This window comes from Microcoleus sp. N9_A1 (genome assembly GCF_036701795.1).
GTDB lineage: Bacteria > Cyanobacteriota > Cyanobacteriia > Cyanobacteriales > Microcoleaceae > Microcoleus.
On sequence record NZ_JAUBRI010000003.1, the window covers coordinates 1 to 21954 of the forward strand.

General features: G+C 45.5%; 21 protein-coding genes, 1 other RNA gene and 1 pseudogene. 12 read left to right on the forward strand and 11 right to left on the reverse strand.

Annotation, left to right across the window (positions count from 1 at the left end):
* Positions 1 to 77: 77 nt before the first annotated feature.
* From QUA58_RS01820 to QUA58_RS01840, 5 genes and pseudogenes are all read left to right on the forward strand, one after another.
* Positions 78 to 506 (forward strand): annotated as a pseudogene (locus QUA58_RS01820) (sensor histidine kinase); the annotation flags it as partial.
* A gap of 118 nt (positions 507 to 624) precedes the next feature.
* Complete coding sequence (gene corA / locus QUA58_RS01825; RefSeq protein ID WP_333392821.1) at positions 625 to 1794, forward strand: magnesium/cobalt transporter CorA; 1170 nt, start codon at positions 625 to 627, stop codon at positions 1792 to 1794.
* A 55-nt stretch (positions 1795 to 1849) separates the two neighbouring features.
* An RNA gene (rnpB, locus tag QUA58_RS01830) (RNase P RNA component class A) lies at positions 1850 to 2283 on the forward strand.
* Between the two features lie 277 nt (positions 2284 to 2560).
* Positions 2561 to 3274: a ribonuclease III gene (rnc, locus tag QUA58_RS01835; RefSeq protein WP_333392915.1), complete on the forward strand. Its 714-nt coding sequence runs from the start codon at positions 2561 to 2563 to the stop codon at positions 3272 to 3274.
* Positions 3275 to 3458: 184 nt separating this feature from the next.
* Positions 3459 to 4634, forward strand: coding sequence for a Gfo/Idh/MocA family oxidoreductase (locus QUA58_RS01840; RefSeq protein ID WP_333392823.1), 1176 nt, complete (start codon positions 3459 to 3461; stop codon positions 4632 to 4634).
* Positions 4635 to 4672: 38 nt separating this feature from the next.
* Here QUA58_RS01840 and QUA58_RS01845 read toward each other — a convergent pair whose 3' ends face one another.
* Positions 4673 to 6718 (reverse strand): sensor histidine kinase, encoded by a 2046-nt coding sequence (locus QUA58_RS01845; protein ID WP_333254687.1) that lies wholly within the window; start codon positions 6716 to 6718, stop codon positions 4673 to 4675.
* Positions 6719 to 6953: 235 nt separating this feature from the next.
* Positions 6954 to 7220 carry a hypothetical protein gene (locus tag QUA58_RS01850; RefSeq protein ID WP_333254684.1) on the reverse strand — a complete coding sequence of 89 codons (267 nt, stop codon included), beginning with the start codon at positions 7218 to 7220 and terminating at the stop codon, positions 6954 to 6956.
* A 162-nt stretch (positions 7221 to 7382) separates the two neighbouring features.
* Here QUA58_RS01850 and QUA58_RS01855 point away from each other — a divergent pair, with 162 nt between their 5' ends.
* On the forward strand, positions 7383 to 8042 hold the full coding sequence (locus QUA58_RS01855) for a class I SAM-dependent methyltransferase (protein WP_333392825.1): 660 nt from the start codon (positions 7383 to 7385) through the stop codon (positions 8040 to 8042).
* A gap of 103 nt (positions 8043 to 8145) precedes the next feature.
* Positions 8146 to 8301, forward strand: coding sequence for a hypothetical protein (locus QUA58_RS01860; RefSeq protein WP_333254679.1), 156 nt, complete (start codon positions 8146 to 8148; stop codon positions 8299 to 8301).
* 198 nt (positions 8302 to 8499) lie between these two features.
* Here the strand turns inward: QUA58_RS01860 and QUA58_RS01865 are convergent, their stop codons facing one another.
* The gene (locus QUA58_RS01865) at positions 8500 to 8739 is read right to left on the reverse strand and encodes a hypothetical protein (protein WP_333254677.1); all 240 of its coding nucleotides are present in this window, start codon (positions 8737 to 8739) and stop codon (positions 8500 to 8502) included.
* Positions 8740 to 8949: 210 nt separating this feature from the next.
* Here QUA58_RS01865 and QUA58_RS01870 point away from each other — a divergent pair, with 210 nt between their 5' ends.
* Positions 8950 to 9207 carry a DUF2811 domain-containing protein gene (locus tag QUA58_RS01870; RefSeq protein ID WP_050813024.1) on the forward strand — a complete coding sequence of 86 codons (258 nt, stop codon included), beginning with the start codon at positions 8950 to 8952 and terminating at the stop codon, positions 9205 to 9207.
* Positions 9208 to 9678: 471 nt separating this feature from the next.
* Here QUA58_RS01870 and groL read toward each other — a convergent pair whose 3' ends face one another.
* Positions 9679 to 11370, reverse strand: coding sequence for a chaperonin GroEL (gene groL / locus QUA58_RS01875; protein WP_333392827.1), 1692 nt, complete (start codon positions 11368 to 11370; stop codon positions 9679 to 9681).
* Positions 11371 to 11889: 519 nt separating this feature from the next.
* Between groL and QUA58_RS01880 the strand changes: the two genes are divergently transcribed.
* Positions 11890 to 13638 carry an ABC transporter ATP-binding protein gene (locus QUA58_RS01880; RefSeq protein ID WP_333392828.1) on the forward strand — a complete coding sequence of 583 codons (1749 nt, stop codon included), beginning with the start codon at positions 11890 to 11892 and terminating at the stop codon, positions 13636 to 13638.
* A 266-nt stretch (positions 13639 to 13904) separates the two neighbouring features.
* On the opposite strand, the gene QUA58_RS01885 is transcribed toward QUA58_RS01880, so the two are convergent.
* Positions 13905 to 15020: a fatty acid desaturase gene (locus tag QUA58_RS01885; protein ID WP_333392830.1), complete on the reverse strand. Its 1116-nt coding sequence runs from the start codon at positions 15018 to 15020 to the stop codon at positions 13905 to 13907.
* A gap of 184 nt (positions 15021 to 15204) precedes the next feature.
* Positions 15205 to 15348, reverse strand: a complete 144-nt coding sequence (locus QUA58_RS01890) for a hypothetical protein (protein WP_333208881.1) — start codon at positions 15346 to 15348, stop codon at positions 15205 to 15207.
* Between the two features lie 236 nt (positions 15349 to 15584).
* Here QUA58_RS01890 and QUA58_RS01895 point away from each other — a divergent pair, with 236 nt between their 5' ends.
* Positions 15585 to 15827, forward strand: coding sequence for a hypothetical protein (locus QUA58_RS01895; RefSeq protein WP_333392831.1), 243 nt, complete (start codon positions 15585 to 15587; stop codon positions 15825 to 15827).
* Positions 15828 to 15971: 144 nt separating this feature from the next.
* Positions 15972 to 16439 carry a hypothetical protein gene (locus QUA58_RS01900; RefSeq protein ID WP_333392832.1) on the forward strand — a complete coding sequence of 156 codons (468 nt, stop codon included), beginning with the start codon at positions 15972 to 15974 and terminating at the stop codon, positions 16437 to 16439.
* A 103-nt stretch (positions 16440 to 16542) separates the two neighbouring features.
* Here the strand turns inward: QUA58_RS01900 and QUA58_RS01905 are convergent, their stop codons facing one another.
* The 4 genes from QUA58_RS01905 to QUA58_RS01920 all read right to left on the reverse strand — a co-directional run bounded on the left by QUA58_RS01905 (position 16543) and on the right by QUA58_RS01920 (position 18986).
* Positions 16543 to 16938, reverse strand: a complete 396-nt coding sequence (locus QUA58_RS01905; protein ID WP_333254660.1) for a hypothetical protein — start codon at positions 16936 to 16938, stop codon at positions 16543 to 16545.
* 2 nt (positions 16939 to 16940) lie between these two features.
* Positions 16941 to 17147 (reverse strand): hypothetical protein, encoded by a 207-nt coding sequence (locus QUA58_RS01910; RefSeq protein ID WP_333254657.1) that lies wholly within the window; start codon positions 17145 to 17147, stop codon positions 16941 to 16943.
* 239 nt (positions 17148 to 17386) lie between these two features.
* Positions 17387 to 18496: a glycine oxidase ThiO gene (thiO, locus tag QUA58_RS01915; RefSeq protein ID WP_333392833.1), complete on the reverse strand. Its 1110-nt coding sequence runs from the start codon at positions 18494 to 18496 to the stop codon at positions 17387 to 17389.
* Positions 18497 to 18647: 151 nt separating this feature from the next.
* Positions 18648 to 18986 (reverse strand): 2Fe-2S iron-sulfur cluster-binding protein, encoded by a 339-nt coding sequence (locus QUA58_RS01920; protein ID WP_333254654.1) that lies wholly within the window; start codon positions 18984 to 18986, stop codon positions 18648 to 18650.
* Positions 18987 to 19103: 117 nt separating this feature from the next.
* Between QUA58_RS01920 and cimA the strand changes: the two genes are divergently transcribed.
* On the forward strand, positions 19104 to 20720 hold the full coding sequence (gene cimA, locus QUA58_RS01925; RefSeq protein WP_333254706.1) for a citramalate synthase: 1617 nt from the start codon (positions 19104 to 19106) through the stop codon (positions 20718 to 20720).
* Between the two features lie 257 nt (positions 20721 to 20977).
* On the opposite strand, the gene QUA58_RS01930 is transcribed toward cimA, so the two are convergent.
* Positions 20978 to 21946, reverse strand: a complete 969-nt coding sequence (locus tag QUA58_RS01930; RefSeq protein WP_333392834.1) for an SPFH domain-containing protein — start codon at positions 21944 to 21946, stop codon at positions 20978 to 20980.
* Positions 21947 to 21954 lie beyond the last annotated feature (8 nt).

Genomic DNA, 21954 nt, shown 5'->3' on the forward strand with positions numbered 1-21954 from the left:
TGAGGTGTGATTTTTTAACATTTTACCTGTTTCTAAACTAAGTATAAATACTTACTTCCTTAATGGGATGCTCCCTAATACAGTGCTACGCCGGACAGTTAAATCAAGTGTTTATGAATGTAGTAAGTAATGCCATTGATGCTTTGGCAGATGTCAGAAATAGAAAGTTGGAATTGGCGAGTGCAACGGATGCGGAACCGCAAAACTTTCCGAGTTTACCTTTGGGTTGCGACGCATTGCCTTGGATTCGGATTCGCACGGAGGTTGTGGAGAACAATCGGGTGGCGATCGCAATTTCAGATAATGGCCCAGGAATGGCAGAGTCTGTCAAATCTCGGATATTTGACCCGTTTTTTACTACTAAACCAGTAGGCAAAGGTACTGGTTTGGGACTGTCTATCTCCTATCAGATTGTGGTGGAAAGACACGGGGGCACGCTGCGCTGCATTTCCGCGCCGGGAGGGAGGACTGAATTCGCGATCGAGATTCCAATTCGGCAAAGGTAATTAGTCAGTTGACTGTTGACTGTTGACTGTTGACTGTTGACTGTTGTCATTGGGAATTAATCGTTTTACGGGAAAGATGATAACCTAATTAAAGATACTAAAAGTCAGGAAGATCAACATGGTACACAAAGAGATAAATACTTCTAGTGCTGTTGCCAAACCAATTAAAGATAATGATGAGGATGATTCCTACGTTGACTATTTTTACGACGTTCCGGGGGCGCTGCCGGGAACTCTCGACTTAGAACCGGATGCGCCGCCTCCCGAGATTGTATTAATTGACTATTGCGCCACAGCAGCTACTCGTGCCAACTTGGCAAATCCTCGAAAAGCTGCTGCGTATTTAGATACAGCATCTGTTTCTTGGGTTGATATGTTGGGATTGGGAAACAAAGAAACTTGGCGGCAAATGGGCGAAGTATTTAATTTGCACGTAATGGCTCAGGAAGATGTAGTTAATGTTCCTCAGCGACCGAAAGTTGTAGACTATGAAGAACACCTTTTAATCATTGCTTGGATGGTGATGATTAAGCCGGATTCAGAGAATTTTCATAAAGAACAAGTAAGTTTTATTTTGGGCAAGCATTACCTGTTAACTGTTCAGGAAGAACCGGACTATGATTGCTTTGAACCCGTGCGAGATCGCATTCGTAAAGGACAAGGAATTATCCGCAAGCACGGAGCAGATTATCTGGCTTATACTCTGTTAGATTCGATTATAGATGGATTCTTCCCAGTATTAGAAGTGTACGGAGAGCGCATTGAAGAGTTAGAGGATGAAGTGGTGGTGAACCCCACCCGCAGAACCCTGGAAAAAATCTATAAAATCCGGCGAGAATTGCTGACGCTGCGCCGCGCAATTTGGCCACAGCGGGATGCAATTAACTCGCTAATTCGAGATAGCAGTGATTTGATCAGTCCAGAGGTGCGAATTTACCTGCGCGACTGTTACGATCACACGGTGCAGGTGATGGATATGGTGGAAACCTATCGAGAGTTGTCTTCGGGTTTGATGGATGTTTACTTGTCTTCGGTTGGCAATAAAATGAATGAAATCATGAAACTGCTGACTGTGATTTCTAGTATCTTTATTCCTCTCACTTTTGTGGCTGGAGTATACGGGATGAATTTCAATACAGAGAAATCGCCCTTGAATATGCCAGAACTGAACTGGTATTTTGGCTATCCGCTTTGTTGGGCGGTGATGGTAGCGATCGCATCGAGTTTAGTTTACTTCTTCTGGCGGCGCGGCTGGTTTGAAAACTTTTCTACTATTAAAGATGACTGAAATCTAAAATCCTCAATTGATTGACGAACGATCGCGTACAATAAGTCTGGGGAAAAAAGTAGGCGCAGGCGGTTGCGGATTGGCGAAAGCTGGTCTGAGGAAAGTCCGGGCTCCCGAAAAACCAAACTTGCTGGGTAACGCCCAGTGCGAGCGATCGTGAGGATAGTGCCACAGAAAGATACCGCCCCCCGATTTGAGATTGGAGATTAGAGATTGGAGATTGCATCAAAAATCGATCGTCAAAAATTGCAAGTTGTTAGGGGGTAAGGGTGCAAAGGTGCGGTAAGAGCGCACCAGCAGCATCGAGAGGTGCTGGCTAGGTAAACCCCGGTTGGGAGCAAGGTCGGAGGGACTACGGTTGGTTTTTTACCAGTTCCGTTTTTTGGTACCGCTTGAGGCGTTTGGTAACAAACGTCCCAGATAGATAACTGCCATCGAAAAGTGCTTGCATTTGAGAGAACAGAACCCGGCTTATGTCCGACTTTTTCCCCTCCAAAAATCCCAGAGTGGGAGAGTGGGAGAATTTTTATATATTATTTTTAGAATCAAGTGAGATATAGCAATTCGATCGCGTTGTGAGGTATGCGGGCTGCTTCCTGTGCCCGCGAGGCTTATGCGCGACAGATAGCCTCATGTTACCGAGATTCGGCTATAGATTTCCAATTCCCAATTCCCAATTCCCTGTTTGGCCAATTCCCAATTCCCTGTTTGGCCAATTCCCAATTCCCAATTCCCAATTCCCACTTCCCTGTTTGCCCAATTCGCTATGAATATGCTTTATCCTGGTCGCCAAAAGCAACTTGAAACATTAATTGAAAAGTTGGGACTGTCGAAAGATGCTTCGATCAAATGGCATCTCGTCGATTTAGCTTTGACTCATGCGAGTGCGTCTGCTAAGGCAAATTACGAGCAGCTAGAGTTTGTCGGTGATGCTGTGGTGCGACTGGCTGCGTCTGAATTGTTGTTTGAGATTTATCCTGACTGTACGGTGGGGGAATTTGCGGCTATTCGATCGATCTTGGTGAGCGATCGCATTCTTGCTAAAATCGCTGAAAGTTACGGGTTCGATCGCTATTTAATTGTTTCCAGCAGCGCCGCCTCGGACAAAACAGGCGCCGAGCCCCGACTGGCCGATGCTTTGGAAGCCTTACTCGCCGCGCTGTATTTGAGTGCCCAGACGTTAGAATTAATTCGCCCTTGGCTAGATTCTCACTTTCAACGTTTAGCGGCGGAAATTCGCAGCGATCCGGCCCGCCAAAACTACAAAGCTGCTCTCCAAGAGTTGACTCAAGGCAAATACAAAACTTTGCCCAAATATAGCGTGCAAGAAACCGGGACAGTGCAGGGGGGCCAGGATCGTTTTACGGCAGAAGTTCACATTCAGGGAGAGTTGGTAGCAGAGGGAAAAGGTCGATCGATCAAAGCGGCGGAACAAGCAGCGGCTCAGGCAGCTTTTAGTCAGTTGACAGTTGACAGTTGACAGTTGACAGTTGGCAGTTGACAGCTTGCCCTGAGCTTGTCGAAGGGTTGACAGTAGTCAGTTGGCAGTTGACAGTAGTCATTGGGAATTGGGAATTGGGAATTGGAAATTTTTAGTATTAAAAGAAACCTAAAAATTACCAATTATGTTATAATTACTGTGCGATTTTTGAAATTTATAATTAATGAAAATCGGAATAGCTGTATTGGGTGCAGGTCGCTGGGGAGTTAACTTAATTCGCAACTTTCTCGAACATCCCAACAGCCAAGTTTTAGCGGTGGTAGACCCGAATCGAGATTCATTGGCTGCAGTTCAAAAACAGTTTAATCTCGATGCCTCGGTGATTCTAGCTACCGATTGGTCTCAAGTGCAAGCCTTGCCGGGACTGGAAGCTGTGGCGATCGCCACTCCAGCTTCCACACACTACACCCTCGCAGCAGCAGCCCTGCAAAAAGGCTACCACGTCTTAGTAGAAAAACCCCTCGCCCTCAACCTCAGTGAAGCAATAGAACTCTGCCAATTAGCCGAAAAACAGCAGCGGCAACTCTTTGTTGACCACACTTATCTGTTTCATCCAGCAGTCGATCGCGGCCAAACGATTATTCAACAGCATCAACTGGGAAAATTGCGCTACGGTTACGCCCAGCGCACCCATTTTGAACCGGTGCGGCACGACGTTGATGCCCTTTGGGACTTGGCTATTCACGATATCGCTATTTTCAATACTTGGTTGGAACAAACGCCTATTCAAGTAAGCGCGATCGGCACTGTATTTCCGAAGGAAGAAGGAAGAAAGAAGAAGGAAGAGGGAATAAATAAAGAAGCAGCAGCAGAAATACAAAATCAATTTGCTCCTTCACGGATGACTGCTAATCATTCAGAAGGACTAGCCGATTTAGTCTGGGTAACGCTTACCTATCCCGACGGATTTCAAGCATTTATTCACCTGTGCTGGCTAAATCCCGACAAACAACGGCGCTTAACAGTTGTTGGCAGTTTGGGAAGCTTGATTTTTGACGAAATGTCGCCAGAAACTCCTCTGATTGTGCAGCGTGGCAATCCAGATTGGGGAGGCGAAGAGAATAACTCTTTTGAAAGTGCGTTAGCGAAGCCCGCCCCTACGGGAGGCTCATCAACGAAGAGGATCGCGCCACAGCCAACCAGCATCAGACACCGCGAAGTGTTGAGTTTAGAACAAGTAGAACCGCTGAGGCGAGTGTGCGATCACTTCCTCAACTGCGTGCAAACAAATACCCCCTGTCTTACCTCTTCGGGCGCGGCCTCCGTCGAATTAATCCGCATTCTCAGCACTTTGAGCAAATCCCTCGAACTCGGTGGACAGCCCCTAATACCATTTTAGATTTTAGATTTTAGATTTTAGATTGGGAAAATCACTCCTCAACTTTTTAAATTTCCCTTTTCCGTTACTAAGTCCGGGCTCTGAAAATAAAAACTTGACTGCTGATTGACAGGCAAAGAAATCATCACCGTAGTACCTTGATTCACGCCCGCGCTGTGCAGGGTAATGCTTCCGATCATAGATTCCATTATCCTTCGCGAGATAGCCAAGCCCAAACCGTTACCGCCAAACCTGCGAGTTGTAGAACCATCAGCCATCACAAAAGGTTGAAACAATTTCTGCTGGTGTTCGGGATCAATACCAATTCCCGTATCTTTAATTGTCACCACCACCCAATCGCTTTGACCGCTGGGGCTAGTCGTACTTTCACCACTGCCGTTAGAACTACCAGAATTAGTCCTCGATTCTAGCCGCACATATATATTAATGCTGCCCGACTCTGTAAACTTAACGGCATTGCTCAAAACATTTAAAAACACCTGTTTTAGCTTCTCGGGATCGGCATGAACAATAATCGGATCATGAGGCTCTGGCAAACTTAACTTCAAGCCTTTTTCCTCGATTGGAGTCGCTTGCAAATCAATCGCGTCTTCAAGTACCTGAGTAATATCAACTACTTCTAACATCATGGAGAACGTGCCGGATTCTATTTTAGCAATGTCCAAAATATCATTAATAATATTGAGCAATTGCATTGACGAGTCGTGGGCCCGCTGTAAAAATTCCATTTCTTCATCTCGGTCATCGCAGTAGCCGTCCCGCACAATTTGAATAAAACCAATAATCCCGTTGAGCGGCGTTCTCAATTCGTGAGAAATATTCCCCAAAAATTCATTTTTTAATTGATTGGCAACTTGCGCTTCTTTGGTTGCGAATTCCAATTCTCTAGCCCAGGATCTGAGGCGCTGCACCATGCTGTTGAGTGCTTCTGATAGCTGATTGAATTCCCTAATTTGGAAATCTTGGGGCACTGTCTGCGACGCTTCTGTATCTACTTTCATCGCGTAGTCTCTCAGTTTTTCCACAGGACGCGCCAAGTCGCGAGACAGATATAAAGTCGCGATGATACTAGCAGCAACCAAACCTACAATTAAATTAAATAAAACTTGCTGAATTTCTTCCAAACCTGACAGAGCGTAATCTAAACGAGAGACTGCTAAAATAATCCACTTCCTGTTCTCCTGTTTAGTTGAAGGACTCGGGATAGCAGCATATCCTGCTAGCAACTCTACACCATTTCTTTCAAAGGAAAATAGGTGGAGAAAATCTTGTCCGCCGGCGATCGCCCTTCTGACAATACTTTTTAGTCGATCGGCATCTGCCTCTTGGGCGATATTGCGGCCCACGCGGTTGATATTCGGGTGCGCCAAAATCGTTCCATCTTGGTCGATCGCCACCGTATAGCCGGCTAGAGAACCCTTGGGAGCGCTGGTTTGCACAGGCAGGGCCGACTGCAAACTCAAAGCATAACTCAACTGCAGGCTATTGCCCCGACGAATGTAAACAGGAGCACTCAACACCAAACTCGCTTGGCTATCGGAGCCTTCTTTACCCGCATCGGGAAAATCCTCAGCCCCCAAAGCCACCTTCTGATCGTTTGCTGTCCCCTGTCGCTGCTTGGGTAAGGACAGACTGATGTAAACGCTCTTGTCGTCCAGCAGCGTTTGCTGCTGCTGTACGGGCGGCCAAAATTTTGCCGGCAACGACTGAATCGGCTGCTGCCCACAAGTGCTTGCTATCACTTGATTTGTCTTTAAATTAGTCAATTGCAAGCAATCAACCTGCGCTGGCAACCGCTGCCCTAATTGCGCGATAAACTTTTGATAATCCTTCGGACTTACAGACTGCAACATCGAGCTTTCCGAAGCGCCGATCAGATTCGACTTCAGCGATTTCGCCCACTGTTCAATAGTTTCTGCTTTTCTGACTGCACTTTCTTTCAAGTTTTGACGAGCAGTTTCCAGAAGCGTCGAGCGTGCCTTGCGATAGGTAACATACTCCCCCACCAGTAGAACAGGTACGCTGAGCAACAAAATCCGCGACAGTAAAATACGGCGAAAGGAGGATTGACCTAACTTAACCATAGGAAATATCTAAATTAAGGTGCAACACCCAACAGCGACCATTAAAGTGAAATAAACCAGACCGAAAGCATGAATCTGTCTAGGGGACTCTGCTGACTGGACAACACAGCTTCAGAACAACATTTAAACACAATTATAGAAGCCACTGTAGTAATCTCGATTCTAAGTCTGTAGACCCAAAGATGCTGAGCAATTTGTTTCGCAAATGCCTGTGATTTCGGTCACACTTCCCTTCTCAATTTTCGGAGCGACTGGCACCCGATCGCCCCAGGGCACATTTTTCAGGCTGGAAAAAGCGTCGGGTGGACATACCGTAGTTGCTTGAAGCTAGAATCGCATAGATGCACTTGCCCCAAATTAACAGGCAAAAAGTTCGGTTTCCGGCTAGTGTACAGAGAGAATTCTTGCTCGATCGGACTTTTTCTTTCCGAATGCCTTCGAGAGATGGGCCAGAGATGGGCGATGCAAGATTTTGCACCCTGTGAAAGATTTCTTTTGCCATCCGGTTGATTCGGTGACAATAATTCGCCTGTCAAAAAAAAAGAATGAGACGATCGAGCTGCCGATCGACTCTGACAACCCTAACGTGGGGAACCTTGGCCCAAACAGTGTACCCACGCTCCGTAAATTCGCGGTCTCGGCAATAATCTCCATAGCTTAATCGATGAAAAAAAACTTTAGCAATTATACGTATTATTACACAAACAACCGTCCGAGATATCATCACGCTTATTTGATATCTCCCCTTTTAGAAATGCTGGCGATGCTTCAGCAGACCAGCAAGACAAAACTCCGAGTTTTGGATCTCGGCTGCGGCAATGGCAGCCTCAGTCACGTTATCGCAGAGCACGGCTGCGAAGTTGTCGGCGTTGACACTTCTGCGCCCGGAATTGCCATCTCCCGTCAAAGTTTCCCCGAGTGTCAGTTTATCCAAGCAGATATTTACGACCTTCCAGATACCGATATTCTGAACTCATTTGATGTTGTCTTAGCTATTGAAGTAATCGAACACTTGCTTTATCCTAAAGAACTAGCAAAAGCTGCAAAAATATGCCTCAATCCGGGAGGAAGACTAATTATTTCCACACCCTATCACGGCTACTTTAAAAATTTGGCTTTAGCGGTTTCTGGCAAACTAGATAAACATTTTACCGTTCTTTGGGATAACGGCCACATTAAATTTTTTTCAGTAGAGACGCTCACCAAGTTATTAACATCTGAAGGATACACCGACATAAAATTTAATTTTGCTGGTCGGTGTCCCTATCTTTGGAAATCAATGTTATGCTCTAGTACGTTCTCGCCACAAGCAGAGAAATTATGAGTTTTGATTTGTGATGTTTCAGCCAATTAATTTTTATCAATAAACGACCAGCGCTCATGAAAAGTAAAATATAATTTTATGGTGAAATGGTGAAACAAATAAAATGACTGTTGGCGTTTGGATATTAGGCGATCAACTTTGGCAGAACCAAGCTGCTATCAACCGCACCGATGATAAATCTTCCCTACTGGGATTTCCTAGCGCGCCACCGGGAAAAACTTCAGTCGATCGGTCGCATGAGTTTACTCTTAACCAATAGACCTCTTGCATAAGTCCTTTTAATCAAATTTTCGGACGATGCTCAGAGCAACGTCCTAATTATTTTTGCAAGAGGTCTAATCTCGACAAAATGCCGCCGACAGAATTGGCAACCATCGGGCAAAAATCGGCAGAGTGGCACTTAGGAAGTCATTAGTCAGTAGTCAGCAGTCAGTAGTCATTAATCATTTGTTATTTGCTACCCATGCCCCATGCCCCATGCCCATGCCCCATGCCCTTTGCAATTCTTATTTTTTCCCTGACTTTTCCCTAAACATTCCACAGCGTTTCCACAGGCAAGTCTGAGGTTTTCCACAGATGCGACAAAGTTTTCCACAGAAATTAACGGCACGGTAGCATCTTGCTGCGGAATTGGGGATTTCCTTAACTTGCTGCCTAATTCCTCATAAACCGCCCAACACATAAAGATATGTAACAAAAAATCCCCTGAAAAGCTGATTATTTGGTAAACCTTTTTTTTATCTAAAGGACTTTGTAATATTTCGCAACATTGACAAACCCACCCCCTCATAGCGCACAATGATGCGACCGACCTAAAAAAAAGCGCTCTGATTTCGGCTGTGCCTGCACCTGTATCCGGCCGAAGGGGGGTTCTGTTTTCAATTTATTAGCGAGACTAAAAAAAATGATGAACCCAACAGTCAGTATTTTTGCTGAAATTCCCGAAACGCTGCACGATTCTCTCAAAACTTACCTGGAAACCCATCCCGAATGGGATCTAGACCGAGTATTTTGCGCGGCCCTGTCGCTGTTTTTGTTGCAGAATGCCGATAGCGGTACGCCTGAAGCTTCGCGCAGTTATCGCCAAGCTGCGAGAGTTTATCTCGAAACTCTGTTTCAATCTCCTCAAGACTTGCACAGCAACAATGTAACTCCGTCGTCTTAAAGGATCAGGGGAGAGGGGGAGACGCGGTTTCTGGGAAGGATTTGAGTTGACAGAGAGGGGGCGCACTGCATAGGTGGCAACTTCAGCTTAAAATCCCTGAGAACTATCGCTTATAGCTTAATGCCGAACCCCATTGCATCTCCCTTAAGAAGGGGATTTTGATAGCTTCAAGTCCCCCGGACTATCAGGGCAGGGCTGTTTCATTCTCAGGAAAACCAGCCTTTTGACTCTTGTCGTGCCAAGAATGCCGACCCGGCCCATCTACGATTTGTTAGGCATTGGGTGGGATTGGGGCAGCCACGGGGGGCAGCCCCCACAAGAGAATGAAACAGCCCCCCGGACTATCAGGGGATGCCGGGGGGATAAGCTGCCTTATTCGTCAGACAGTAGACGGGTAGTAGATAAGACGCGCTTGTTTACACCCCTGGTGCTTATGGCGCACTCTACAGACTACAAACTAATGGCTGAAGACTACATCATGCCCATGCCGCCCATGCCGCCCATGCCGCCCATGCCACCCATGCCGCCCATGCCGCCCATGCCGCCCATGCCGCCCATGTCGCCCATGTCGCCGCCGGCTTTTTTCTTCTCGGGTTTTTCGACAATCACGGCTTCGGTGGTCAACACCATACCAGCAATGGAACCGGCATTCTGTAAAGCCGATCGCACAACCTTAGCCGGATCGATAATCCCAGCGGCAATCATATCTTCGTACACGTCGGTGAGAGCATTGTAGCCAATGTTCAACTCGCTCGCCCGCACTCGCTCGATCGCGATCGAACCTTCAACGCCAGCATTATCAGCGATTTGACGCAAAGGAGCTTCCAAAGCCTTCGCAACCAAGTCAGCGCCTACTTGTTCTTCAGCGTCTAAAGTGTTTTTGATTGCATCTATTTTGGTAATCAGGTGAATCAGCGTCGTGCCGCCTCCTGCGACGATGCCTTCTTCCACAGCAGCTTTAGTAGCGTTGAGAGCATCTTCAATGCGAAGTTTGCGGTCTTTGAGCTCGGTTTCGGTAGCTGCGCCTACTTTAATTACAGCGATACCGCCAGCTAGTTTGGCAATGCGTTCGCTCAATTTTTCTTGATCGTAATCGGAATCCGTCGCTGCTAGTTGCTTGCGAATTTGCTCGATCCGTGTTTCCACGTCAGCTTTGTGTTCATCGCCAGCGACAATGATCGTGTTTTCTTTGTCGATCGTAATTTTGCGGGCGGTACCGAGCATTTCTAGTGTTGCGGTATCAATGCTGAGTCCGACTTCTTCTGAAATCAGTTGACCGCCGGTCAGAACGGCGATATCTTGTAGCATAGCCTTGCGTCGATCGCCAAAACCAGGAGATTTGGTAGCTGCGACGTTCAAAACGCCACGTGCTTTGTTGATGACCAAAGTTGCCAAAGCTTCGCCTTCAATATCTTCGGCGATAATTAGCAGCGGTTGACCGGTGCGGGCGACTTTTTCGAGAACCGGAATTAATTCTTGAATGGAGTTAATTTTTTTGTCGGTGATCAGGATGCGAGCATTTTCATACTCAACTTCCATGCGATCGCTATTGGTGACGAAATACGGCGAAAGATATCCGCGATCGTACTGCATCCCTTCGACAACTTCCAATTCTGTTAACAGAGATTTCGACTCTTCAACAGTAATTACGCCGTCTTTGGTGACTTTTTCCATTGCTTGGGCAATCATCGCGCCGACTTCTTCGTCATTACCGGCGGAGACAGTGGCGACCTGAGCAATGGCAGCTCCTTCGACTGGTTTCGCCAATTTGGCGATTTCTAGGACTAAGTGGGCGATCGTTTTTTCAATACCGCGACGCAGCGCGACTGGATTTGCGCCTGCTGCGACATTCTTCAAACCTTCGCGAATGAGGGATTGAGCTATAACCGTGGCGGTTGTAGTGCCGTCGCCTGCGATATCTTTAGTTTTGGAGGCGACTTCTTGAATTAAGCGAGCGCCGGCATTTTCCAGGGGGTCTTCGAGTTCGATCTCCCTAGCAACGGTGATACCGTCGTTAACAATTTGGGGAGCGCCGTATTTCTTTTCCAATAGGACGTTGCGGCCTTTCGGGCCCAAGGTGATGCGGACAGCATCGGCGAGTTGATTGACGCCGCGTTCTAGTGCCCGCCGAGATTTGTCGCTAAATGCAACTATTTTGGTCATGTTTGTCTCCAATCGCTTACATTAGCAAATTTAGCACTCTCTGAGGCTGAGTGCTAAGTTGATCGATTTTTGATTGTAGCGCGCCTCAACGGTGTGGGGGATTGGGGGGACGGATTGGAGATTTGGGCGATCGTTCCGAGTGGCTAATGACAGGGCATTGCCGTGTCCCCACAGATCTCGTGTTCCCACAGATATAATGTGGTTTGTTACATATCGATATAATCAGGTTTTGGTTCAGGCCTAAACCCAATTTTGATGGCGCGTCATCCCAAAGCAGAATTTTTAATAAAAATTTATTAAATTGTGTTTTCGGTCATCTACCTTTCGATAGAAGTTCTATGCTTTTTTCAAACTTCTACCTTCTATAGCAACCGCCAAGACTATTAGGACGTTCTTAATTGCTGAAAACCTTGGGGAAGACTCCTTCTTCCTTCAGCATCCATCCGTTAAATCCCGATTCACTGCGCGTTGTCGAACCTTATTCCTTTCCTCAATCAATCTCAAATTACGCACTAACAAATGGCTCGTTATTCTCGACTGCAAAAACTCGGCTCTTATATGCGCCCGCACTGGAAACCAACATTCTGGGGCGTTTTTTCGCTATTAGTTGTCAATGCTGTGGGCGTTTACATTCCCCTGCTGATTCGGAATTCAGTTGACACTCTGCAAATTGCGACTAAATTTGACCAAGTTTTCAACTACGTGCTCCTGATTCTGATCCTCGCCTCAATTATGTGGGGAATTCGGATGGTGTCGCGGATTTTGCTGTTTGGCGTGGGGCGTCAAGTAGAATTTGACCTCAAACAGCAAATATTTAATCATTTATTAACATTAGAACCGTCTTATTTTGCCGTCAATACGGTAGGGGATTTAATTAACCGCGCTACTTCCGATTTGGACAATATTCGGCGCTTGGTGGGGTTTGCGGTGCTGAGTTTGGCGAATACAGCTTTTGCTTATGCTTTGACTTTGCCGGTGATGCTAGGGATTAATGTAAGGTTGACGCTGTTGGCGATCGCAGTTTATCCTTTAATGCTAGTTTTGGTGCAGTTATTTAGCGACAAACTTCGCATCCAACAGTTAGCCGTGCAAGAGGAATTGTCGGCGATGAGCGATTTAATTCAGGAAGATATGAGCGGGATGTCCGTAATTAAAATCTACGCTCAAGAAGAAAACGAACGCCGAGCTTTTCGCAATTCCAATGCGAAGTTACTATCAGCAAATTTGCAATTAGCAAAAACTAGAAACTTTATTTTTCCGCTGCTGGGCGGTTTGGCAAGCATCAGTTTGTTGGTACTGCTTTCTGCTGGTGGGGGGGCAATTGCTAATGGTAAAATTAGCATTGGCGATTTTGTGGCGTTGCTGATTTATGTCGAGCGCTTGGTGTTTCCGACGGCGCTGTTGGGTTTCACAATTACTGCTTACCAGCGCGGAGAAGTGAGTGTCGATCGCATCGAATCAATTCTGACCGTGGAACCGCAAATTAAGGATGCTGTCGATGCAGTTGAACTGAAAATGCCAGTCAAAGGCGAAATTGTGGCTCGTCATCTAAATTATACGTATCCCGGCGCTAAGACACCCGCGCTTAAAGATGTTTATTTTACCATAAAACCGGGAGAAACTGTCGCAATTGTTGGGGCGATCGGCTCAGGAAAATCAACTTTAGCTAATGCGCTGCCCAGACTGCTGGACATCGATCTGGGCGAGTTATTTTTAGACGGACAGGATATTACGGAGGTAAAATTGACCGCATTGCGCGGGGCGATCGCCTACGTTCCGCAAGAAAGTTTTCTATTCGGCACTACCATCAAGAATAACATCCGCTACGGAAACCCTTTAGCGGAACAGCCGGAGATTGAAGCCGCGGCAAAACAAGCGCAAATTCACGCCGAAATCCTCAACTTTCCACAGCAGTACAAAACAGTTGTCGGCGAGCGCGGCATTACTTTATCCGGCGGACAGCGGCAGCGGACGGCACTTGCTCGCGCTTTGTTAGTTGACGCCCCAGTGTTAATTTTGGATGATGCTCTTTCTAGCGTTGACAATCAAACTGCTACCGACATTTTGCAAAACTTGGCAACGGGAACCGATCGCAAAACAGTAATTTTTATCTCGCATCAAATGTCAGCGGCGGCCACTGCCGATCGCATTTTTGTGATGGAGAAAGGAGAAATAGTTCAGAGCGGCACTCACGTTGAATTGGTAGGGCAAACAGGGCTTTATCAGTATTTGTGGAACCAGCAAAAATTAGAGGAATTGCTCCATTGAAAAGTGACAGATACTTTGAGGAATCTAGACTTAGACGCTAGATAAGTAGGTTGGTGCAAATAAACTGGTCACGAGGAGGGCGGGTTTTGTCAGAATAAACTGGCTGCTAGCATAGCTCCCGGTTAAACCCGCCCGACCCATCTAATGTTTATTAGTAACCACCTACTTAACTAGGAAAGCTACGGTTGAAATTTATCCCACTAGCTGCATCCCTAATCATAGGATTTGGGTGATAAAAAAGCCACCAGATTTATTTCCAACCGATTTTAATTAGCTACCTTACTGAAGGGAATTTCTTCTTGTTGTTGAAATAATTTAATCGATTGCAGACTATCTGAAGCAGCATCCCAGAGAATGAATTGGAAGCAGTCAGGAATATCGCGAATTGTCAGTGATTTTGAATTAGCAAGCAGGTGAATATTAGCATTGTGACAAGCCCGAAGATTATAGTTAGGTATTCGCTCAGAAAGATGATGAATATTGTGGTAAGCAATATCAGCCGAAAACCAATTGAGGATAGTCGGTAATTTTAGGTAACTACTGCCTTCAATTGCGCCGAGAAGATAGTCCCAGCCCTCTGTTTTGTGGGCGTAGGAACCGTCAAAATTATGCTGAACAAAGAAAATACAGATAAATATCGCTGCAGAACAAGTCATGACAATTGAGTAAACACTCCAGAAAAAGCCAAACCCCAGTAAGTTGCTCAGATAAATCCAGCTACCAACAACACAAATATTGTTGAACAGTAAATCCCAAAATTCAGCCGTCGTATACCAATGTTTGGATTTATAAGAAGCAATGATTGCAGATAAACCCATGCCAAAATCTTGCTTGAGACAAGCAAAAATATGTCGGATAAAACCCGTAATTCCTAAGATGAGCGAGAGTCTTGGCTTAATAATTAGATAGAAAAAACCACCGGGAAACAGCATCAATGGGTGTCTGAGTAACTGATAAATCTTTTGACTAAATGGGCTTAGCGCCGCAAATTTTTCGGTGGATATCAACGCCGAAGGGCCTCGGTACATATCCCAATTACCATTATGTTTGTGGTGATAAGCGTGTCCCCTCGACCAGGGGTACTGAGGAATCGCATTGATGATACCTAGCATAAAACCCATAATGCGATTGACTTTTTTGGAGCTAAAAAGAGAATAGTGTCCGCAATCGTGCATCAAAGAGAAACAACGTCCTGAAAAAAGTGTCATCAACACCATTATCGGCGGCAGCAGGAATACAGAAATGGCAGCCGCTTTAAAGGCTAAAAACCATAAAAATGTATAAGGAATCACTGTATTGAATATTTGGCAACTAGCTTTCAAGTTGTTGCTCTTCATATAAGGAGCTAGCACAAAATCCGACTTTTTGATCGCGTTTTTCATTCAGTATGTCTATGGTGTGTGGATCAGTGCTTAGCTTACCATCAGGAGATGCTGGCTATTTTTGGAATTGTTTTCTTGCAGGTAATTGGGTGAATCGCGGTTGAAAATTGACCCAGAGTTTACAAAACTGCTGATAATATTTAGTTCATTAGCTCGTCCTTTTGGTGGTTTCGCCAAGCTAAAATTAATCCCAGCATTGACGTAGTTCCTCATAACAAACGGCCAGAGTAATTTCTAATTGTTGCAGAAAATCGATTTCTATTTGACCGTCATTTGTTAGCAGAATAATTTCTTGGGTGGGATGGTATGTCGCAATGATTTGAAGCAAAATTGAGATAGCGGATGGCTCTCTTGACAGTCGTTACAGATAATCTGTTAGCGATAATTCAGTTAGGAATTGCAAGTGATGCGGAACCGTATAGACTGTATAATCTCATTACATTTGCGGGACAGGGGCGGATTTACGCCGAACTTTCCCCGTTTCTTCCAAAGGTTTTTTTGTTGGAACCGATTTTTGCACATTTATGAGGTTATCACAACTCTGCTTTGTTTACAGAAAAAACTGTGAAGCCTGTCAACAGCCGAACAAATCGCTGCACCGGAAGGCATGAATATCATTGGTTGGTTGCACGCCATTCAGTAATTTATGCCACTATTTTTGCTTGCATCGTCTGTGCCACACTTTACTGTACCGGGCTCTACCCCCAACTCGATCGCACGCTCAAAAGTTGGGAGACTGGCGAAAAATTTGTATTGGCGGGCTATAAGGGCGAGGGACAAACCGCCCGCCTCGGAAGCCAAAGCTGACACAACATCCACAACCGCAGAGGATTTTGGATCAACTCCTTGAGAACAGAATTTGAGGAGCGATCGCAATTGGCTGCGTTTTTTGTGTTCGGAGATAGCTCGGATTTGCTACAATCTAATCGCACACGCGATTAGAAATGGGTTATGACCGAACTATTAGATGAGACGCTTTCTATTGAAACCGCGACTCGCATCAAAAGCAACCGTAAAAACTGCTTTGATAACGCTTCCAAAGCAGCATTAACCACCGAAGGCGCAATCTACGTCCAAGGATTTTTAGCTGCACCCGGAGCGCCCTATAAACCCATCGAGTATAGCTGGATTGAACTCGACGAGCGAATTGTTGACCCAACTTTTCCGCATCTCGGCTTCAGCGCTCAAGACATTCATTACTTCCCCGCCCAGCGATTGAGCGTCAAAAAACTCAAAGCAATTCTAGATGAGTCAAAAGAAGATTATCCAGAAGATGACCCGCTACCGGTTTACGGAAATCAACCTTATGAATATTACGGCGATGTCATGTTAGGCGGTAGCGATTACCAAAATGCTTACGATTTGGCTGCGCTTAAATGTAGGGAATTGAACCAACCAAAAAAACAGGATGCCAACTAATTCAAGACTAAAGCAAAAAAATGGTTTAACGCGCTACTTATAGTGGAAAGGTGTGCAGTGTCCACCCTACAGATACAGATTACTTTAGCAACTGTTCTGTCGATTAATATACTTCATCATGACTTCCAAAATCTACAAACACGGCTTTTGCGTCTTCTGTAAAGTAGAAAAGTACCCTTTCGTCGCAATCTACGCTAAAGCTCCAAAACTCCTTGAGCCTACCGGACAATTTATGAGTTTTTAAGCTTGGTTCAAACTGAGATATTGCATCATTGTCAGCAACAGGCTTTCCGGCCTGTTCCACAAAGAGTGAATTTTCTTGTGGAACAGGCCGGAAAGCCTGTTCATAAAGCTTATTAAAAATGGTGCCATATCTCAGTTCAAACGGCTCTCTGATGAACTGTTCCAGCTTTTGCCAAAACCTAGCCTCCAAATCAGCATCGCCTTTGATCCGCTTTTTGAAAGCACGCTTGAATGAAGAACTGAAACTGACTTCCACGATTATTCCTCTATCATTACTCTGAGTTCATTGATGTTAGCGGAAAATTTCAGTTCACCTTTTTGTTGTTCAATCTGCGCTGACTTAAAGTTTTGATACATTTCTTCGCGACGTTCTTCCCGGAGATATTTCTTCAACAACAGTTGAAGCTCTTGCTTTTCGTCAGTAGAAAGATTCTTGATCGTCTCGATCACATCACTGAAAGTCATAACTTAAAAAACCCTATTGTGCTGATTAGATTAGACCTCTTGCAAAAATAACTAGGACGGGCTCTCCGGCCCATCCCACAAAAAACATTTTTTCTTGTGGAACGGGCATCTTGCTCGTTCCAAAATTTGATTAAAAGGACTTTTGCAAGAGGTATATTATAGCAAAAAATATCCTTTTGGTTGACTTTGTTTTCTCGTTTCCCGGCTCTGCCTCGTCTCAAAAAAAGCAAAAAATCTCACTATTTACCATTTTCAAACTTCCAAGATGCAGGAAACCTCGAATAATGAAAAGCAGCCAATAACGGATCTAATTTCTGATTCCCAATCAAATCAGCCAACAATTTAGCCGTCACCGGAGCTAACAAAATGCCATTGCGGTAATGCCCCGTAGCCCATGTCAAATTCTCCCAAGCACTAGCACCCAAAATCGGCAATTCATCGGTCGTAGCCGGCCTAAATCCCCACCAAAACTCCAGAATTGGATAGTTTTGTAATTCGGGATATAACTTAATGGCTCCTGCTAGCAAACTTTGGATTCCTGCAGGCGTATTTCCCGGCGTGAAATCCACATTTTCGCTAGTTGCGCCAATAATAATTCTGCCATCTTGACGTGGCACAATATAAATGCCAGTCCCGAATATAACGGTTTGCAGGGGCTGGATAACTCCACAATCTTCTGGTACACATACTGACAGCATTTGTCCCTTTCTTGGAAAAACAGGAACATTCAATAACTGCTCAGACCAAGCACCCGCCGCCAAAACATAACGATCTGCTTGAAATTTTCCTGCGGTTGTTTCAACGCCAACAACTCGGTTTCCCTGCCGAATAATTTCCCCTGCATTGGCTTGAATAATCTCAATCTGCAATTCTTTAGTTGCGGCCTGAAGCGTCCGAAATAAAGCGCGGTTGTCTACTTGAGCGTCGTCAGGATACCACCAACCGCCAATTACTTCTTGACCTAATCCAAACTGGTGCTGGCGAACAGTATCTCTGTCCAACCATTGAGAATTAAGGTTTGACAAAAGTGGCTTTTCTTGAGGCTCATTTTGACAAACTGGTGCGAGAATTCCCGATCGCCAATATCCCGTTTTCAATCCGGTAATATTCTCTAGCCGTTCCACCCAGGCGGGATACAGTGCGCGGCTTTGCAAGCACAAATCCAGCATCGGACTGGGGGGAATTCGTTCAGCTTGCGGGGCCAGCATTCCAGCAGCAGCCCGGGCCGTCGGTTGTTTAGAATCGGCGGTGAGAACCGCGACAGATGCCCCTCGCAATTTTAGTTCTACTGCTAGCGAAAGACCAATTATTCCGCCGCCAATAATCAGAATATCTTTAGATGAATTCATTAACTTTTATATGGACTTTCTGGCTTTTTTGACCTCTCGGGTTTCTTTATGGTAAGGTGCCCCGTGTGCACCTTACAGTTAGAATTCTTGCACAAGTCTTACAGATTATCTGGCAAGGCGATCGTCCTATCTGCCTTCCTTAACAAAAAATCTATGCTTGGGGTTTCCAAACAGTTTCAGAACCCTGGCCCCAGAAACCGTCATATTTTGTCACCTTAATATCACCTAAAACCTTAGTCTGGCAGGACAAACGGCGGTTCGATGCGGGAGAATGGGGAGGAAGCGAAAGTCGGGCTTTTTCGCGCCACTCGGGCTCGGAAACTTCACCCTCGACGGTGACGGCGCAGGTGCCGCAAGTGCCTAGCCCGTGGCAGTTGATGACTTTGGCGTTACCGTTGTAGAGGTCGATGCCGTTTTTGAGCAAAACTTCACGGAGATTCGATTCGCGATCGCACTCAAATGTTTTTCCTTGCGCTTGTACCTTGACCACAGCAATTTACCCCAGTTAGATTTATGTTAATTTTCCTATATATTATCGCATTAAATTCAAATAAATTCATCTAATATGGTAAGTGATATATTACCAATTTCTTGATCGCAATTTCCCATGACAAATCGGCTCTGGATCTACGATACCACGCTGCGAGACGGTGCTCAGTGTGAGGGACTCTCCTTATCTCTCGAAGACAAACTGCGAATTGCTCGGCAGTTAGACAGTTTAGGAATTCCCTTTATTGAAGGCGGCTGGCCGGGAGCTAATCCTAAAGACGTACAATTTTTTTGGCGGCTCAAAGAACAGCCGCTAACTCAAGCAGAAGTTGTAGCTTTTTGTTCGACTAGACGGCCGGGAACTACGGCAGCTAATGATGAAATGTTGCAGGCTATTTTGTCCGCAGGTACTCGCTGGGTGACGCTGTTTGGAAAGTCGTGGGATTTGCACGTTATTGAAAGTTTGAAGACGACGCTAGAAGAAAATCTGGCGATGATTCGAGATACAATTGAATATTTGCGGAGTCAGGGAAGGCGCGTTATTTACGATGCCGAACACTGGTTTGACGGCTACAAGCACAATCGAGATTATGCTATTAAAACTTTAGAAGTAGCCGCCGATGCCGGTGCAGAATGGCTAGTGCTTTGCGATACTAACGGGGGTACTTTACCTCACGAAGTCAGTCAGGTTGTTCGCGATGTTTTAGAAGCTTTAGGAACCAATCGCGAAAAATCTTTACAATTAGGAATTCACACTCACAACGACTCGGGAGTTGCGGTTGCTAATGCTTTGGCTGCGGTGCGGGAAGGAGTGACGATGGTACAGGGAACTATAAACGGTTACGGCGAACGCTGCGGCAATGCCGATTTATGTTCCTTAATTCCTAATTTTCAGCTAAAGTTGGGTCAGAATTGCATTGAAGACGAGCAATTAGTTAGATTAACTCAAGTAAGTCGCTCGATTAGTGAAATTGTCAATCTTGCTCCCGATGATCATGCTCCTTTTGTCGGTCTTTCGGCTTTTGCTCACAAAGGCGGAATCCACGTATCGGCTGTTGAGAAAAATCCGTTAACTTACGAACATTTGGAACCGGAAAAAATCGGCAACAGACGGCGAATTGTGATTTCCGATCAAGCGGGTTTGAGCAATGTTTTAGCGAAGGCGCGAACTTTTGGAATTGAGCTCGATCGCAAAAATCCTGCTTGCCGCCAAATTTTGGAAAAATTGAAAGATTTGGAAAGTCAGGGATATCAATTTGAGGGTGCTGAGGCTTCTTTTGAATTGTTAATGCGGGAGGCCTTGGGAAAGCGCAAGCGTTTATTTGAAATCAAAGGTTTTCAAGTTCACTGCGATAAAGGTAGGGAGGAAACAGTTAATTCTTTAGCAACGGTGAAAGTGACTGTTAACGGTCAAGATATTCTGGAATGCGCGGAAGGAAACGGGCCTGTTTCGGCACTTGATGCGGCTTTGCGGAAGGCTTTGCGGAATTTTTATCCGGCAATTACTGATTTTAACTTAACAGATTATAAGGTGCGAATTCTGGACGGATGTGCGGGAACTTCTGCTAAAACTCGCGTGTTGGTTGAGTTTAGCAACGGTCAAGACCGCTGGACGACTGTGGGGGTTTCTGGTAATATTTTGGATGCTTCTTATCAGGCGGTTGTTGAGGGTTTGGAGTATGGTTTGGTGTTGGGAGATAGGGAGGCGATCGTTTTAACTGTGTCGAGTTATTAGGTTGACGGCGAAGAGAAGTTGCCTGAATATCGATTTTTAAATAGATACCAGGCGATTTCATATCGTTTCCGGTTGCACTCTTCGACACGATCTAGAGGATACGGCAGTGCCGTTTCCCTGCTGTGGGTAATATTAATTCCGATGCTACCGGAGTAGATATGACACAATCTTTTTTGTATTCATGGTAACTCTGTATGAGGAGTTTCATCCCTCATACAGAGTTACCAGTCTCTTTCAATTGCCCATTCTAGCTAAGACTACTTTTTCGCCTCATTATTATTACCTTCCCCAACGATCGATCGCATTCCTTCGAGCGTAGCGGGAATGCTGCGCGGGTCCATAAACATCACCTTGCTGCTGTCGCTGGTGCCAATTTTTAGACCCATATCCAGATAGTTTTGAGCTAACAAAAATTGTAAAGCTTCCCGGGCATTGGAGTCATTTTGCAGAGTTTTGCCAATAATTTGCAAGGCCTCGGAAGTAGCTTGAGCTTTCAAAACCTGACTTTGGCGTTCTGCTTGAGCTTTCAGGACGATCGCCTTTTGTTGAGCTTCCGCCTCCAAAATAGTCGCTTTTTGGCGCGCTTCTGCATCCAGAACTTGCGCTTCTGCTTTACCTTTGGCGCTGTTAACTGCTGACTCGCGTTCGCCCTCGGATGTCAGAATTGCCGCCCGCTTGCGGCGATCGGCTGCCATCTGCAATTCCATCGATTCCTGTACAGTTTTAGAAGGGATAATATCGCGCAATTCTACCCGAGTTACTTTCACTCCCCAAGGATCAGTAACAATATCTAAATCTCTGAGCAAGATCTCATTAATTTGAGAACGAGCAGTAAACGTTTGCTCGAGATCCAGTTGACCCATTTCGGCGCGAATTTGAGTCAGCACCATATTTACCATTGCTGACTGGAGATTTTCTACTTTGTAACAGGCTTTTTCCAAGTCTACAATGCGCCAGTAAACCACAGCATCAACGGTGAAGGAAACGTTGTCGCGGGTAATACAAGCTTGCGGAGGAATATCTAAGACTTTTTCCCGAATTGTTTGCTCGTAAACGACGCGATCAAGAAACGGCGTGACAAAATTCAAACCGGGTTCCAGTTTCTTGCCGCTGTATTTACCTAAAGTTTCCACCAGCGCTTCATTTCCCTGATTGATAATCTTGACGGAACCTGCGAGGGCTGAGCCGCCTAGTGCTAAAAATACAAGTAAAAAAAGTTGTTCCACTGTCGCCT

Bases quoted from the DNA above. Each gene is read 5' to 3' on its own strand.
- corA (WP_333392821.1), top strand. From the start codon at position 625: ATGGTACACAAAGAGATAAATACTTCTAGTGCTGTTGCCAAACCAATT.
- rnc (WP_333392915.1), top strand. From the start codon at position 2,561: ATGAATATGCTTTATCCTGGTCGCCAAAAGCAACTTGAAACATTAATT.
- QUA58_RS01840 (WP_333392823.1), top strand. From the start codon at position 3,459: ATGAAAATCGGAATAGCTGTATTGGGTGCAGGTCGCTGGGGAGTTAAC.
- QUA58_RS01845 (WP_333254687.1), bottom strand. From the start codon at position 6,718: ATGGTTAAGTTAGGTCAATCCTCCTTTCGCCGTATTTTACTGTCGCGG.
- QUA58_RS01850 (WP_333254684.1), bottom strand. From the start codon at position 7,220: ATGGCAAAAGAAATCTTTCACAGGGTGCAAAATCTTGCATCGCCCATC.
- QUA58_RS01855 (WP_333392825.1), top strand. From the start codon at position 7,383: ATGAAAAAAAACTTTAGCAATTATACGTATTATTACACAAACAACCGT.
- QUA58_RS01860 (WP_333254679.1), top strand. From the start codon at position 8,146: ATGACTGTTGGCGTTTGGATATTAGGCGATCAACTTTGGCAGAACCAA.
- QUA58_RS01870 (WP_050813024.1), top strand. From the start codon at position 8,950: ATGAACCCAACAGTCAGTATTTTTGCTGAAATTCCCGAAACGCTGCAC.
- groL (WP_333392827.1), bottom strand. From the start codon at position 11,370: ATGACCAAAATAGTTGCATTTAGCGACAAATCTCGGCGGGCACTAGAA.
- QUA58_RS01880 (WP_333392828.1), top strand. From the start codon at position 11,890: ATGGCTCGTTATTCTCGACTGCAAAAACTCGGCTCTTATATGCGCCCG.
- QUA58_RS01885 (WP_333392830.1), bottom strand. From the start codon at position 15,020: ATGAAAAACGCGATCAAAAAGTCGGATTTTGTGCTAGCTCCTTATATG.
- QUA58_RS01900 (WP_333392832.1), top strand. From the start codon at position 15,972: ATGACCGAACTATTAGATGAGACGCTTTCTATTGAAACCGCGACTCGC.
- QUA58_RS01910 (WP_333254657.1), bottom strand. From the start codon at position 17,147: ATGACTTTCAGTGATGTGATCGAGACGATCAAGAATCTTTCTACTGAC.
- thiO (WP_333392833.1), bottom strand. From the start codon at position 18,496: ATGAATTCATCTAAAGATATTCTGATTATTGGCGGCGGAATAATTGGT.
- cimA (WP_333254706.1), top strand. From the start codon at position 19,104: ATGACAAATCGGCTCTGGATCTACGATACCACGCTGCGAGACGGTGCT.